Below are 227 nucleotides of genomic sequence, written 5' to 3'. Positions count from 1 at the left end.
CGATAAAACCCCAAGCATGAAGCTGGATCGGCGTTACCACTGCTTCGGCTGCGGTGCGGATGGGGATGTGATTGATTTTGCCGCCGCCCTGTATGGGCTGGGAAAGAAAGAAGCCGCCGTACAGCTGGCACAGGACTTCGGGCTTTCCTATGAGGACTGGAAACCGCCGGGGAAGGTAAAAAAGCCCAAGCCCCGGCAGAAATCCCCGGAGGAACAGTTTCAGGAAG

General features: G+C 57.3%; 1 protein-coding gene. It reads left to right on the top strand.

All coding sequences use genetic code 11. The features are described from left to right. Positions 1-227: CHC2 zinc finger domain-containing protein (locus LI164_RS15865; RefSeq protein ID WP_227087399.1), on the top strand; the 227-nt coding region annotated here is incomplete at both ends.

Origin of the sequence: Dorea sp. 210702-DFI.3.125, from assembly GCF_020560945.1 — a bacterium.
GTDB classification, from domain to species: domain Bacteria; phylum Bacillota; class Clostridia; order Lachnospirales; family Lachnospiraceae; genus Dorea; species Dorea formicigenerans.
The sequence above is the reverse complement of the archived record's forward strand: the minus strand, read 5'-3'. Positions and strand labels throughout refer to the sequence as shown.